The organism is Paraburkholderia sp. BL6669N2 (assembly GCF_003387275.1).
Lineage (GTDB): Bacteria > Pseudomonadota > Gammaproteobacteria > Burkholderiales > Burkholderiaceae > Paraburkholderia.
This window is the reverse complement of sequence record NZ_QUNA01000002.1, coordinates 3,706,854-3,721,770: the sequence shown is the minus strand read 5'-3', so window position 1 is coordinate 3,721,770 and position 14,917 is coordinate 3,706,854. Positions and strand designations below refer to the sequence as shown.

Sequence of the window (14,917 nt, the reverse complement as noted above, 5' to 3'; positions counted from 1 at the left end):
GCTCTCGCGTCGGCGTAGCTATCCGGGGCTTGATCCGGAGACCTGGAACTGCGCGCCGCCATCATCGAAAGTTAGCTCGCCCGCCGGAAAGCTCGACATACGGCAACAACCTGACGGTGCCCCGTTTAGCGCGGGTTCCGCCGCGAACGCCGACGCGCACAATGCCATTGAAGCTGCATGACCACTCCTATTCGAGCCGATAGCGGTATTTGTCCGTGCAATGTTGTGGTCACGTTTTGTTGTTACGAGTCCGTCAATACGCGTTGCTATGGACGAAGCCCTTAGCAATCGTCACGACGACAATCCTTATGTCGAGGCCGAATGACCAGTTACGCAGGTAATACAGATCGTGTTCAACACGCCCTTGCATCTTCTCGATCCGATCCGTTTCCCCGCGGAATCCGTTGATCTGCGCCCATCCAGTGATACCTGGCTTGATGCGGTAACGGTGGATATATCCGTTGACCACTTTCTGATACAGCTCATCGTGTTCGATAGCATGCGGCCGCGGTCCGACGACCGACATGTCCCCGCAAAGCACATTGAAGAATTGCGGAAGCTCATCAAGACTTGTGCGTCTGAGAAACGCCCCGACTCGCGTAATTCGCGGATCACCCTTCGTGGCCTGCTTGACGACACCTGACTCAACTGCATGGGAGCGCATTGAGCGAAATTTGTAGATCCTGAAGATCCGACCGTCCGCGCCCTTACGCTTCTGTGTGAAGAACACCGGGCCGCGCGACGACAACTTGACCGCGGTAGCAATGACAATCAACAGCGGCGCGAGTGCAATGAGCGCCAGCACGGCGAATACGCGATCGAATATCTCTTTCTTCAACAACTCGCGTTCTGGCAGAGGTGACGCCACCAGATTGATAGCTGGCATGCCGATCAAATCGATCACGTCGCTATCAAAAAGGGCGACGCTGCGCATGTCCGGCACAAAGCGCACGTTCACAAGATCGTCGCGGAACTCGCTCACGAAACGCGAGATGGCCTGTTCCTCAGACAATGGCAGTGCGAGCCACAATTCCTGCACACAGTAGGATCTGACGTACGCAGAAAATTTGTCGATGTCGTCAAAAACCGGCACGCCCGAACCGACGACTCCTACTATCGGCCGCAGATCGAATGCCGCGACCGCACGAAAGCCGCTAGACGGCGAACCTTCGATATTGCGTACCACCTGCTGGCAATGGGCGCCGCATCCGACCACAGCGACGCTGCGCAAGTTAAGACCCGCATTGCGAATTCGGTCCAACACGACATGCACGACAACGCGCGAGACGATCAGCGCGCCACCACTCAGCGCAGTCCAATACGCGAACCAAAGGCGTGACACGTAGTCCGTACGATGCAGCGAGAACGTCAACACGAGGCTGCAACCCTGAACCATGAGCCACGCCAGCGATACCTGTCCAATCAACCGCCACATGGCACGTCCGCGCCATGAACCATAGACGCCAAGCACTGGAAACAGGACCAGCGTAGAAGCCGCTGCGAATGTAACGAACCCGCTATCGATCCGACCTGGCGCAAGATCTCCGAAGCGCACTTGCGCCGCAGCCAACGCACCCAGCACGACTAGCATCACGTCGAGCAAACGCGCGATCGGGCTTTGCAACCCCGATATCGTCGTTATCTGTGGCCTGAAATTCGCCGTATCCATTTTTATCCCCGCGCTGGTCTCACACGCCAAACGTTTATATAGAGCCCCTGAACCTGTGTTGGCCTCAGCGGTTCTCATGTCTCTACGTCCATCACACGTTATTCGCGACAACAGCACCCCGGCGCGGCCAATGTGGTTTCGCCCAACACGCCGCGCGACGCGCCGGCCGATTAAACGCAAATAAAAACGGGGGATTTTTCGACATGCCTTGCGCATCCAACTCGATCTGGACACAACGACACGCCGCAACCACAGCGCGCTCTTCGGTGGAAGACCGCATCGCTCTGCGTTGAGAAGACCGCCTGATAACCCCCGATCAGGCGATCGTTTGAAACAGAATTCTCTGCAACTTATGTCTCTACTTCCTGCGCTATTCGGACAGCGCGCAACCTATAAAGCACCATGCGTGCCAATTGCATTTATATTCTTGTAATTGTCAGCGGCTACTCCTTGAAGAGCGCGTCCACGCTTGATCTGTTGAGATAAGATCATCACGATGAACTGTCTGCCGACCTCGGTTAGATTGCAATGCACCCCGCGACGTTACGTAACGTCGCGAGCGCTTGTCACCCTTTCTGCCGTAGCGCCAACACACTCCCCAACCCAGCCTGCGGACGCGCGAACCAGAACCCCTGCACCAACGCGTCGGGCCACCGGCTCACCCACTGAAACTGTTCTTGAGTATCCACGCCGCTCACCACCACTCGCACATCGAGTGCATGCAGCAGGTCCATGATCGCGCTCATCACCGCCGCGCCGCGCTTATCGCCCGGCACTGTCGCCATCAACTCGCGCGCGACAACGACGGCGTCTACATCGAGCGACCCGAGCAATGCGAGCGACGATGCGCCATTACCCCACTTGCCTATCGAAAGACCGACACCTGTTTCCCGAAGACCCTCGGTCAACGTACGCAAAGACAATAACTTTGCTGCTTCCGCGCTATCGGTAACTTCAATTTCAAGTAGAGAAGCCGGCACGCCATACAAATCGGCGACTCGCATGAGTTCCTCTGCGAAAGAATCGAGCAGCGCCACTTGAGCAGGCACCGTGATCGCGACCGGCTGCACCGGCAGCTTCGCGACGAGAGCGCCGCGTAATTCACGGCACACGTCGTTCACGACGAAAGCGACCATCTCGCGCGCAACGTTCGGATGTTCGAGCGGCATCATGAAAATGCCCGGCAGCAATAAGCCGTAGTCCGGATGCGTCCATCGAACTTGCGCTTCAAGGCGCGCCAATACGCCACTCGCGGCGCGATAGGCGCCTTGAAACACGAGATGGAATTCTCCCGCACGCAGTCCGTCGCCGACGCGCTTTTCGAATTCGCTCACGCCCAAGGAAGCATCGCCGGAAGTAGCCGCGTCATTGTGCGCAACACGGTCGATGCGTGAGTCCAATATGTTTGCAGACGGTTCGGGTTGTGCATAGTCGAGCGTGTACATGGCGGAAATGTGTTATCCAACCCCGTCAACGTATGCACATGTCGTGCCAAGTACCTGGCTCAATGCGCAAAGAGAAGGGGAAGAAGAACAGAGAACCATGCCGCACAAGCGTTCTCGAGGAAAAGAACAAATTCCGCAGTAGGGCGAATCTGCTTCGCCAAACGTTTGCGTGAACCTGTGCGTAACGTAGCATTCCGCGTGACGTTACGCTGCTTCGCTCACCACGTGATTGTGTGCAAAGACATTCAGCAAGACAATTTGACCGAGTGAAATAGATTGACTAGTATCACCGTCAACAGCAGCATGTAAAACTAATAACACCCACACAGTACTCAGACCAGTCCGATGCTAGAAATTCCCCTTTCAGACGCCAATTGGGCTCGCGTCCAGAGTCTCTTCCCAGTGCTTTCATCAACACGTGGACGGCCTCGCCGCAGCGATCGCGACATCCTCAACGCGATACTCTGGCTGCAACAACGAAAAGAAAAATGGCACAGACTTCCTGCGACTTTCCCGCCGCAACAGACTTGCTATCTCAGGTACATGGCGTGGAAGAAGACCGGCGTGCTGGAACAGGTGAACGAGCGCCTTCCTCTGCACGATGCGGATATTTCGAACGTTTGATTAATACGTTTTCATTTGCCCAAACCCCGTAACGACGGGGAAGCGAGGCGCGATCTAGCGGGTCACACCGATGACAAAACCAGCTCCCAGCGCCCCGGTTGCGAGATCGCCGGCCCACGTGACCAGCGCGAACGTGACCAGCACCGCCGCCCAATAAAAAAGCTCTCGGCCTCGGTGAAAACACTAAACGCAAGGCATTGACAATGTACAGTCAGGCAATTCAATTCGCCCTTGAACCGCTACAACGCAACAGCAAACGCTTCGCGCGGTTCTTCTTCACGCAGAATGTAGCCAAGCCCACGCAAAGTCATGATCTTCGCGCTTGACGCCGCGAGATGCTTGCGCAAACGGTGGATATAAATATCGATTGCATCGGCGCTCGGTTCGTCGTCGAGTGTGAAGACTTTGTCCATTAGCGTCGCCTTGGAGACTGTCTTGCCCTGTTTCAGCATCAACGTCTCGAGAATGGCATGTTCACGCCGACGCAACGGCAAAGGCTCGCTTTGCAGCATGAATTCACGCGAGTCGAACAGATAGCGCAAGTCGCCACACTCGATCGACTGGCCCTTGTCGCCGGCCGCCTGACGGCGGATCAACGCCTTGATGCGCGCCAGCAGTTCGCGTGCGTCGAAGGGTTTGACGACATAGTCGTCGGCGCCGGCGGAAAAGCAGGCGACCTTGTCGTCGGTCGAGCCATTCGCGGTCAGCATGAGCACCGGCACGTTGTCGCGTTTGCGACGCAGCCACGCGAGCACATCCTTGCCGCCAATGCCGGGCAAGCGCAAATCGAGCAACACAGCGTCGTAGCATTGCAGGCCGAGCAGCGTCTCGGCCTGTTCGCCGTTCTCTGCCCAGTCGATCACAAACTGCTCGACCTGCATCAGGTTCATCACCCAGCGCGCAAGTTCCGCATCGTCTTCCACAAGCAGCAGTTTCATTGTTCTTCCCTCATGTAGTCGCGCATCATGTGGCGGCAGTCCATATTTGCATTCCCACCGTGGCGACAAGGCCAATACCATCCGCGCCGGATTCGAGCGTGACGGTGCCACCCTGGCGATGGGCAATCTCCCGCACGATCGGCAGGCCGAGGCCCGTGCCGTCTGCGTGACTCGACGCGCGATAGAAGCGTTCGAACACCCGCGCCCGCGCCTCGGCCTTGATACCCGGTCCATTGTCGATCACACGCACGATAGCCATGTCGTCACGGCGCTCGGTCTGCACGGTCACGCGGCCGCCCGGCTGGGTATAACGCAGCGCGTTGTCGACGAGATTGGTGACGAGCGCGGCGGTCAATGCCTCGTCGCCGGTAACGATCATTCCGTCTTCCAGCTCGGCGCCCAGATCGATTTCACGAGACTGCGCAAATGCAATCAACTCCTCAAGAACACCTGCAATCAACGCACTGAGATCGACGCGTTCGCACGCACCCACGGGCGCGGCGGACTCGGCCTGCGCCAGCAGCAGAAGTTTGTTGGTTAAGGTGGTCAGCTTGCGGCTGCTCTTGTGCATGCCCGCCAGCGCCTCGGCGAGTGGCGCGTCGTGGTTCTCACGCTGGCGCGCGAACTGGATTTGCGCCACCAGTAGCGTGAGCGGCGTGCGCATCTGGTGCGCGGCATCGGAAATGAATTGCCGCTGAGTCGCGGCCTGCTGACCCATGCGCGCGATGCACTGGTTGATTGCATCGACAATCGGCCTTAGTTCGACATGCAAGCGCGCAACACGTATTGGCTGTAGCTGCGACGGATTGCGATCGGCGACGTCGTCTTTCACTTTCATCAGGGGACGCAACTCGAAAGTCAGTCCGAGGTACACGAACACCATCGCGAGCACGAGCGTGAGCACCTCGCCGAATAGCTGCGGACGCAGCAGACGCCATACCATCGCGTCTCGCGAGCCTTCGGTTTTTGCAACCGCGACGATGACTTCCTCCGTACGCCCCGTGTCGTAAAGTTGCCGGACGTAGGCAGCGGCGCGCACGATGCGGCCATCTTCAAGACGGGTGACGTAGAGCGTTGGGTTGTCACCGGTGTGCGGCGGCAGTGGCAACTCCAGACTGCCGGCTACCAGGCGCTGGCCGCTCGCCTCGATACGATAGAACACGCTGTCCTGTTCCGGCGACTCGAACAGCTCCAGCGCAGCCGGCGGAATCTGGATCGAGACATTGCCGTTGTCCCAATCGATATCCTCGCCGATGATGCGCATGGACGAGAGCAACGCATTGTCCTGCACGAGATCCGCCGTGGTCTGCGCATTGCGGTAAGAGATCACACCGGAAATGGAAACGAACGCCGCCAGTGGCAGCAGTAGCCACCACAGCAAGCGTCCGCGCAAGCTGCCTGAAAACACGATGCGTCGCCCCTCTCTAAAGGATGCCGGCGCGCCTCGTCGAGAGAGACACGCCCAGCTTCCGCCTTTACGGCTTCACTTCATTGACGAACTGATTAGTGAACGTCCTCGACAGATCGATATGACGACCCTTCACCGACGGGTTGAAACCCGCCAGCACCTTGAGCACCGTTTCCGGCCCGTCGGCGGGCATCTTGCCGTCGGCGGTGTACATGGGCAGCGTGGCCTTCAACGCGCTCGCATAGAGCGCCTTCTCATTGCCGATGTAGTCTTTCGGCATTTTCGCGGCGATCTCGTCCGCGCTATGTGTATTCAGATATCGCAACGTCTTCACAAACGCGCGTGCGAGTTTGGCCGCCTCTTGCGGATGCCTGTCGAGCCACGCGCTCTGCACATACAGGCTCGATGCCGGATACGTTCCTCCGAGCGCGGCGCGCGTGCCTTCGACATTGCGCATGTCCACCAGCACCCTGGCCTCACCGGATTTGAGCAACTGCGAGACGGTCGGCTCGGTGGTCATGCCGGCGTCGATCCGCCCTTGCCGGATCGCGGCGATAAAGCTGTTGTCCGCGCCCACTGGCAGCACCGTGTATTGTGAACGCGGCACACCTTTGAGGCTGGCCAGGTACTGCGTGAGAAAGTTGGTCGACGAGCCGAGCCCCGTCACGCCGAGCGTTTTACCCTTCACGTCGGCCATGCTTTTGATCGAACCGGCCGCCCTGGTCGCGACCATCTCCACTTCGCCGGGAACCTGGCCGAACACAACGATCGCCTTGACTTCCTTACCCTTGGCTTGCAGGTCGATCGCGTGATCGTAGAAACCGACCACGGCCTGCACACCGCCCGCGAGCAATTCGTTTTCCGCATCGACGCCCGCCGGCTGCGATTGCAGTTCGACGTCGAGCCCCTCTGCCTGGAAGTAGCCTAGCTGTTCGGTGAGGCGTACGGGCAGATAGATGAGCTTGGTAATGCCGCCCACCATGATGACGGTTTTTTCGGGCGAGTCCGCCTGCGCGTGCGCTGCCGGTTGGGCGAGCAGCAAGATCGTGAGCGACGCCGCGACGGCGGCGTGGACGGCGCGCGCAACGCGCGTCACAGCATGAGGCATGGTGGATGTCTCCGTTGTTTTCCGCATCCGCGGTGGGCGCCTGAGGGACCGCCTGCAAAAATTCTAGGCACGCGAAGCCTTCTCGAAGCTTTCGCCAATGGCTTTGCCGCCCTAACTGCGGGTTTGTCCTGAGTCGTGCTGAAGTAACGGCTCTAACCTGCTTTAAAACGCTCTGCCGCGGCTCGCGGAAACGTCACACTGATGTGCACGCCTTTGCCGCCCTCGCCCGGCTTGAGCGCGATCTCGCCGTGGTGGGCGTCCGCGATTTCACGCACGATGGCGAGGCCCAGGCCGGTGCCCTCCGTATCCGCCGACGCCCGGAAGAACGGCTCGAACACGCGGCTGCGCGATTCGGCCGGAATGCCGGGACCATCGTCCAGCACGCTTACGGTGACCGTATCGGCGTCGGCGCTCACGCCCACGGTGACATGGCCGCCGCTGCCCGTATAGCGGATCGCGTTCTCCGCGAGATTGGCAATCAACGCCTGCAATAGCCCGCGATGCCCCGCCACCGGCGCGGCACCGTTCAGCTCGGCGCCTAGATCAATGTCTCTGGCCTGCGCGAGCAACGCGAGGTCCTCCACGACTTCCAACGCGAGCGGCACCAGGTCCACCGTTTCCACGGCGAGTTGCGTGTTGTCGGCGGCCTCGGCCTGCGCAAGCAGAAGCAGCTTGTTCGTGAGACCCACCATCGAACGATTACTGCGATGCATGGCGGCCAGCGCTTCGTCGAGCGCGGGGTTCAAGTCGTCCTGTTGCCGCGCGAACTGCAATTGCGTGCCGAGCAAAGTGAGCGGCGTGCGCAACTGATGTGCGGCGTCGGCGATAAAGCGGCGTTGCGCGGCCACCTGCACGCCGAGCCGCGCGATGCATTGATTGATCGCTTCCACGATCGGCCGCAACTCGGTGTGCAGACGCTCGACGCGAATCGGCTCCAGCTGCATCGGGTCGCGATCCGCCACCTCCTCTTTCACTTTCATCAGAGGCCGTAACTCGAAAGTGAGACCGATGCAAACCAGCGCGACCGCCAGCACGATCATTTCGATTTGCCGCACGAGTTGCGGTTGCCACAATTGCTGAGCCATGGCGTCACGCGAGCGCACGGTTTTGCCGACCGTCACGCGCACGCGGCGCGTCGCGCCGTTGTCGTACATGAGACGCACGAGCCCGGCCGCGCGCACATTGTGGCCTTGCAGACGGGTGTCGTAGTGATCCGGCGTATCGGCTGCCTGCGCCGGACGCGCGGGGAAATCGGGGATTCCCGCGAGCAGGCGTCCATCGTCCACCTGCACGCTGTAGAACACCTGGTCGCGGTAGGGAGAGACGAATACTTCGAGCGCGGCGGGCGGCACATCCACACGCAGAAAGCCGTCCACCCATTCCACTTCGCCCGCGATCATGCGCGCCGATGAAATCAACTGATTGTCCTGCACCAGATCCGCCGTGCGCCGCGCATTGTCATATTCGGCCTTGCCGGTCACGAACACGTACAACGCGAGCGGCACCAGCAGCCACCACAGCAGGCGCATGCGCAGACTATTGGTCATCTTCTTTCTTGCGCAGCAGATAACCGAGACCGCGCAACGTGACGATCGCCGCCGAACTGCCGTCGAGTTTCTTGCGCAGACGCGAGATGTAGATTTCGACGGCATCTTCACTCGGCTCGTCGGCGAGCGTGAAGATCGCGTCGACCAGCGCCGGCTTCGTGACGGTTTTGCCCAGACGCAGGATCAACGTTTCGAGTACCGAACGCTCGCGTGGCGTGACGTTCAGCGGCGCACCCTTCAGCGTGAACTGCCGCGTGTCGATGTCGAACGCGAGATCGCCGCACACCACTTCGCTCGCCTTGGAAGGTGACTGCCTGCGGATCGCCACCTTGATCCGCGCGATCAACTCGCGCACTTCGAACGGCTTGACGAGGTAATCGTCCGCGCCGGCGCCGAGCAGTTCTACCTTTTCGTCGATCGAACCGCTCGCCGTCAGAATCAGCACCGGCGTCGCGTCGCCGCGCTGACGCAGACGGCGCAGCACGTTCTTGCCCGACAGCTTGGGCAGATTCAGGTCGAGCAGGATCACGTCGTAGTGATTGGTGCGCAGAAGCTGGTCGGCGGCGTCGCCGTCCTGCACGGCGTCGAGCGCGAACGCCTCCTGCTCCAGCATCTTCGCGAGCCAGTGCGCCAGCGTGGGGTTGTCTTCGATCAGCAGCAGCTTCATGGCGGGAACGGCAAAAGTCAGGCCGTCGATTGTGCCGTAAAAAAAGGGGTTTGCGCGCGTGCTGTGTGTTGTGCGGGAACCGTCGCGACGTTTTAGGCAGGCTCGGGGGAACGTTACGGGTTAACACCCATGATTTGGCCACCCCCCCGAAAGCTGCCAGAAGGTTTCCAATTTCTATAATCGCCGTCATTCACCCAGAAAGCGCCGCATGCAGCACCCAGCGGCGACCAAACCTAAGGAGACTGCTTCATGCGTACCTTGCGCCAGATTGCCGCTGTATCAGGTGTTGCGTTCACCCTTGCGGCCGCTTCGGCCGCCGCTCACGCGGAAAAGCTCACGATCATGGTCGGCGGCGCCACCAAGATCATCTATCTGCCCGCCAAGCTGACGGAGCAACTCGGCTACTTCAAGGACGAAGGCCTCGACGTCGAAATCCTCTCGCAGCCGGCCGGCGTCGATGCGGAAAACGAACTGCTCGCGGGCGCGGTGCAAGGCGTGGTGGGCTTCTACGACCACACCATCGACCTGCAAAGCAAGGGCAAGGAGGTCCAGGCGCTGGTGATCTTCGGCCAGGTGCCGGGCGAAGTGGAAATGGTGTCCACCAAGGCTGCGGACAGTTTCAAGAGCATGGCCGACGCGAAGGGCAAAACGCTCGGCGTGACGGGGCTCGGTTCGTCGACCAGCTTCCTCACGCAATACCTCGCACAACGTGCGGGCGTGCCGTCCACGCAATACACGCTGCTGCCTGTTGGCGCGGACAACAGCTTTATTGCGGCAATCAAGCAGAGCCGTATCGACGCCGGCATGACGACCGAGCCGACCGTCTCGCAGTTGCTGAAGACCGGCGACGCCAAGGTGCTGGTCGACATGCGCACGCTGGAAGGCACGCGTGCCGCGCTCGGCGGCACCTATCCGGCTTCGAGCTTCTACGTTCAGCGCGCGTGGGCTGAGTCGCACAAAGACGACGCCGCGAAGCTCTCGCACGCTTTCGCAAAGACGCTGAACTTCATCGCGACACATAGCGCCGAAGAGATCGCCGCGAAGATGCCGAAGGACTACTACGGCAACAACAAAGACCTGTACGTCGGCGCGCTGAAGGCGTCGCTGCCAATGTTCACGAAAGACGGCAAGATGCCCGCCGACGGTCCGGATACCGTGCTGAAAGTGCTGTCGGCGTTCAATCCTTCAGTGAAGGGTAAGCATATCGACCTCGCCAAGACTTACACCAACGACTACGTGTCGGCGCCGGTCAAGACGGCGGCGAAATAGCGCCTTTTTCAACATCCCGAGAACAACGAGGCACCAGCCGATGAACCAACCTTTGTCACGCGACACGCCAGCGATCGAGATGCGCAATGTGTCGTGCCGTTTCATCTCCCCTGATGGCAAGGCGACGATCGCGTTGCGCGACTTCAGCATGTCGGTGGCGCGCGGCGAATTCGTCGCCGTGGTCGGACCCACGGGTTGCGGCAAGTCCACCACGCTCAGCATGATTACCGGCCTGCTGAAGCCCACCACGGGCGAAGTTCGCGTGATGGGCGCGCCGGTGGACGGCATCGATCCGCGTATCGGTTTCGTCTTTCAGGCCGACGCCGTATTCCCATGGCGTTCGGTGCTCGACAACGTCGCCGCGGGTCCGCTGTATCGCGGCCGTTCGAAATCCGCCGCGTACGACGAAGCCAACGAATGGCTGCGTCGGGTGGGCCTCGACAAGTTCGGCAAACACTATCCGCATCAACTGTCCGGTGGTATGAGAAAGCGCGTGGCGCTCGCGCAGACCTTTATCAACAAGCCGGAAATCCTGCTGATGGACGAGCCGTTCTCCGCGCTCGACATGCAGACCCGCACGCTGATGCAGGACGAACTGCTGCAACTGTGGGGCGGCGCCGGCTCAGTGGTGTTCGTCACGCACGATCTGGAAGAAGCGATTGCACTCGCCGACCGCGTATTCGTGCTGACCGCGCGCCCGGCGACGTTGAAGAAGGTGTATGAAATCGATCTGCCGCGTCCGCGGGTCACCTCGGAGATTCGGTACGAGCCGCGTTTTATCGAAATTTCGCGCGACATCTGGCATGACTTGCGCGAAGAAGTGCAGATCGGTTAATCAAGGAACGGCAAACATGTCTACTACCCCTCAACAAATGATGCCCTCGGGCATCGACGCCGCCTCGCTCGCTCATGTCGAACGTGTGGCGCAAAAACGCATCCGGCAACGTCAGGCGCTGGTAATCACACTGCGTATCGTCGTGCTGGTGGTCGTGCTCGGCGGCTGGGAACTGTCCGCGCGCCTGAAGTGGATCGATCCGTTCTTCTTCTCGATGCCGAGCGCCATTTTCGAACAGATCGTCGACTGGTTCGTGAACGGCACTTCGCAAGGTCCGCTGCTGACGCAAGTGTGGGTCACTCTCGAAGAAACCGGGCTCGGCTTCATTATCGGTTCGGTGGCCGGTGTGTTCTGCGGCATCGTGCTGGGCCGCAACAAGCTGCTCTCCGACGTCTTCAGTCTTTACATCAAGATCGCCAACTCGATTCCGCGCGTGGTGCTCGGCTCGGTGTTCGTGATTGCACTGGGACTGGGCATGGCGTCGAAGGTGGCGCTGGCGGTGGTGATGGTGTTCTTCGTCGTGTTCGCCAACGCTTTCCAGGGCGTGCGTGAAGCGGATCGCTACATGATCGCGAATGCGCAGATTCTCGGCGCGTCGCGCCGTCAGGTGACGACCTCGGTGGTGATCCCGTCGGCATTGAGCTGGATTCTCGCGAGCTTGCACGTGAGCTTCGGGTTCGCACTGGTCGGTGCGGTGGTCGGCGAATTCCTCGGCTCGAAGCAAGGTATCGGGCTCTTGATCTCGACTGCGCAAGGCGCGTTCAACGCAAGCGGGGTGTTCGCCGCGATGATTGTGTTGGCCGTGGTCGCACTGGCGGCGGACTATCTGTTGACTGCGGTCGAACAGCGGCTGTTGAAGTGGCGGCCCGCCGCGGTTTGAGCGAGCGACATTAGCCGAGTAGAAGCTCACGTTTAAAAAACGCCGTTCAGTCACAGGCTGAACGGCGTTTTGTTTTGGGCAAAATGAAAGACTAAAGTAAGGCCCAATTAAGCTGGCTGGATTTTTTCAAGCAAAGAGCCATTCGCGCATTCAGGATGGCTGATTAATACTTGAATTTGAATGCAACCCATCCGTCTCCTTCACATGGTGGAGGCGAGTCCGACTCTCTGAACCGTCGCCGAACGACAAAGCCCCAGCGTGCACCTTTCCTTGCAATACGAAGCTTTTCGATAACGCACATCTCTGGTGCGCTGCGCAGAATTCGACAAGGAAGCCGGTGATCGTCTCCGCCCTGTGTCCCGCCAGATTGTCCGGCAAGTGTCGCGTTCAATCCTGGCGGAACTTCCGCAATGAGGTGCCGCAAGGGCGGCGCCAAGGGTTTGAAGGAGAGGGACATGAAGAAGGCTCTGATCATCGCAGGCGGACTGCTTTGCGGGTTCGCATGGCAAGCGCACGCTCAGGACGCCAGCACGGAGAGTACCGCGCAAGCTCAACCGACAGCGGCCGACGCAATGGGCGGGCAGCCCTCCACCACTTCGATGTCCGGCGGTCCGGCAAAAGCACAGGGACTCACGCGTGCGGACGTCTACCAGCAGCTCATTCAAGCGCAGAAAAGCGGCGAAGCAGCGCGCTTACAAGAACTGTTCAAGGGAGGCAACTAAACTGTGCTGTGGCATGGGGCCGGCCGCCTGGTTGAATAATTTGCCGCCGGCTCCGTTGCATGCGTGACGCGTATTTGTCCTGTCGCCCGACAGGACAAATACGGCGTCTGATCGAAACACCTCATTTTCCCTCCCCTCCCCGCAGCCTGTCTCCCGCCGGCAAACTCACGCTCGTCATTCGTTGGTCGCCACGCAACACATTCCCGCGCTCACACCCGTCGCGATTGCCTACACGCCCGTTGCATAAGGCACTGTGCGCAATGGCACGGTCGATGCGTAATAACCACGACCCAGTCGTGCACTTACCAACATCGGTTGAATCGAGGTGCGTCATGTCGAGTGTGCAGAGCCAACGTCGGCCAGTGAATTGGCGAAGCCGGCCTTTTTCCGCGGACGGCCGTTCAAAGCGTCATACGGCAAGCCGCAACTTCTCAGCGGGATTCGTGCCGTTCGGCTTGCGGACCGCCGGCTTCATCGGGCGAGGTCCGAAACAATTGTGGCCGTATGTTTTGCCGTGGGTGTTCGCGGTGCTTACCATCGGTTTTTTCTGCCTCGTCGTCCGCGGCGTACTTACGCGGCAATTGCTGGTGCCGCCCGTCGAGACGCCGCAGTCGCTGGTGGAACGCGGCTATACATCGAACTTTCTCGCGGAACGCATCATGTCTTCGATGCGGGCGATCGGACAGGACGCCGAGTCGATTCCGCACGACACCATGACGGACAACGACGCACAACCGGACATTCAGATCCCCGGTCAGGAGATGTCGTATGCGACCACCGTGCGCTTCATTAAAGGCGTCATCAAACGCACGGACGTTGTCGTTCATGTCGGCATCACGAAGGTCAACGACAGCGCGGATTCCTACGTGGCGCATGTGCAGATTGAAGGCGGTCCGTTTGATTCCCGCGAAAGCACGGTGTCATTCGAAGGTCGCGATCTGGAGAAGTTCGTGCACGACATTGCGGTCAAAGCCATGCGCCTGGCGGAGCCGAATATTCTCGCCAGTCATCTCTATTCGCAAGTGCAGAGAACCAAGTGTTCGCTCGCGCAATGCGACTACGGCGAGATCGTCACGATCTACAACGAGGTGCTCGCACTGCCAGCCTCCGAGCAAGGCGAATGGGCGCTCGCCGGCAAAGCGTGGCTGCTTGCCAATCAGGGGCTGTCCAAAGAGGCCGAGCAGCAAACCCGCGAGGCACTGACCGTGTACCAGCATTCAGCGGTGCTGCACGCAAGCCTTGGCATTGCACTCGAACAGCAGCATCGCATCGACGACGCACTCGAAGCCCTGCGAACCGGCGCGAGCGAGAAGTCGAAGACGGCGGAAAATCTGCGTCTTCTCGGCGACGTGCTGTTGCACGCGAATCGCTATTCCGAAGCACTCGATGCATTCAAGCAGGCCGACAGAATGAAGCCGGACTCTGTCGACAACCTGCACGATTGGGGCGAAGCGCTCGTCACTGCCGGCCGCTATGACGAAGCAATCGAAAAGCTCTCTCGCGCCGTTGCATTGCGCCCCGATCTGGCGCCCTCTTACGCGGAATGGGGCCGGGCACTGGATCGCAAAGGCGATCTGTCCGGCGCCTCGCGCAAATACGCGCAAGCGTTGCAACTCGACGCGGGCACTTTGTCAACGCGGGAAACTCATCTGGCGCGGCTTGCCAGAGCGGCGCAGGGAGGCGGCCGCCCAGACGCGTCAAAACCCGACGGCGGAGTCAGACCCGTTTCGAATCCACCCGCCTCGCTTGCGTTGCAAACCGCGTAACGCACACCCGGCCATGCAGAAAGTTTAGCCCCGCAGCAC

The 14,917-nt window shown here is 60.0% G+C and carries 13 protein-coding genes; 6 read left to right on the top strand and 7 right to left on the bottom strand.

The annotated features are described in order from the left end of the window. Window positions 1-253: 253 nt before the first annotated feature. Window positions 254-1,633, bottom strand: a complete 1,380-nt coding sequence (locus B0G80_RS39285; protein ID WP_116123902.1) for an undecaprenyl-phosphate glucose phosphotransferase — start codon at window positions 1,631-1,633, stop codon at window positions 254-256. A gap of 602 nt (window positions 1,634-2,235) precedes the next feature. Further along, window positions 2,236-3,003 carry an EAL domain-containing protein gene (locus tag B0G80_RS39280; protein ID WP_258879168.1) on the bottom strand — a complete coding sequence of 256 codons (768 nt, stop codon included), beginning with the start codon at window positions 3,001-3,003 and terminating at the stop codon, window positions 2,236-2,238. A gap of 456 nt (window positions 3,004-3,459) precedes the next feature. Here B0G80_RS39280 and B0G80_RS39275 point away from each other — a divergent pair, with 456 nt between their 5' ends. Continuing rightward, window positions 3,460-3,738, top strand: coding sequence for a transposase (locus tag B0G80_RS39275; protein ID WP_116122976.1), 279 nt, complete (start codon window positions 3,460-3,462; stop codon window positions 3,736-3,738). Window positions 3,739-3,977: 239 nt separating this feature from the next. Here B0G80_RS39275 and B0G80_RS39270 read toward each other — a convergent pair whose 3' ends face one another. The 5 genes from B0G80_RS39270 to B0G80_RS39250 all read right to left on the bottom strand — a co-directional run bounded on the left by B0G80_RS39270 (window position 3,978) and on the right by B0G80_RS39250 (window position 9,406). Next, the gene (locus tag B0G80_RS39270; RefSeq protein WP_116122975.1) at window positions 3,978-4,676 is read right to left on the bottom strand and encodes a response regulator transcription factor; all 699 of its coding nucleotides are present in this window, start codon (window positions 4,674-4,676) and stop codon (window positions 3,978-3,980) included. A 25-nt stretch (window positions 4,677-4,701) separates the two neighbouring features. After that, complete coding sequence (locus tag B0G80_RS39265) at window positions 4,702-6,084, bottom strand: sensor histidine kinase (protein WP_116122974.1); 1,383 nt, start codon at window positions 6,082-6,084, stop codon at window positions 4,702-4,704. Between the two features lie 67 nt (window positions 6,085-6,151). Next, window positions 6,152-7,192 carry an ABC transporter substrate-binding protein gene (locus B0G80_RS39260; RefSeq protein WP_116122973.1) on the bottom strand — a complete coding sequence of 347 codons (1,041 nt, stop codon included), beginning with the start codon at window positions 7,190-7,192 and terminating at the stop codon, window positions 6,152-6,154. 152 nt (window positions 7,193-7,344) lie between these two features. Beyond that, entirely contained in the window at window positions 7,345-8,739 is a 1,395-nt protein-coding gene (locus B0G80_RS39255; protein ID WP_116122972.1) for a sensor histidine kinase, read from the bottom strand. After that, complete coding sequence (locus tag B0G80_RS39250; RefSeq protein WP_011492737.1) at window positions 8,729-9,406, bottom strand: response regulator; 678 nt, start codon at window positions 9,404-9,406, stop codon at window positions 8,729-8,731. Before B0G80_RS39250 ends, B0G80_RS39255 begins: the two co-directional genes overlap by 11 nt. Before the next feature lie 249 nt (window positions 9,407-9,655). Between B0G80_RS39250 and B0G80_RS39245 the strand changes: the two genes are divergently transcribed. The 5 genes from B0G80_RS39245 (at window position 9,656) to B0G80_RS39225 (ending at window position 14,878) form a co-directional block, all read left to right on the top strand. Continuing rightward, entirely contained in the window at window positions 9,656-10,675 is a 1,020-nt protein-coding gene (locus B0G80_RS39245; RefSeq protein WP_106278713.1) for an ABC transporter substrate-binding protein, read from the top strand. A gap of 40 nt (window positions 10,676-10,715) precedes the next feature. Then, the gene (locus tag B0G80_RS39240; protein WP_012425936.1) at window positions 10,716-11,510 is read left to right on the top strand and encodes an ABC transporter ATP-binding protein; all 795 of its coding nucleotides are present in this window, start codon (window positions 10,716-10,718) and stop codon (window positions 11,508-11,510) included. A 16-nt stretch (window positions 11,511-11,526) separates the two neighbouring features. Further along, a complete protein-coding gene (locus tag B0G80_RS39235; RefSeq protein ID WP_116122971.1) occupies window positions 11,527-12,390 on the top strand; it encodes an ABC transporter permease in 864 nt (287 codons plus the stop codon). Between the two features lie 455 nt (window positions 12,391-12,845). After that, window positions 12,846-13,112: a hypothetical protein gene (locus B0G80_RS39230; protein ID WP_116122970.1), complete on the top strand. Its 267-nt coding sequence runs from the start codon at window positions 12,846-12,848 to the stop codon at window positions 13,110-13,112. Between the two features lie 332 nt (window positions 13,113-13,444). Continuing rightward, a complete protein-coding gene (locus B0G80_RS39225; RefSeq protein WP_116122969.1) occupies window positions 13,445-14,878 on the top strand; it encodes a tetratricopeptide repeat protein in 1,434 nt (477 codons plus the stop codon). Window positions 14,879-14,917 lie beyond the last annotated feature (39 nt).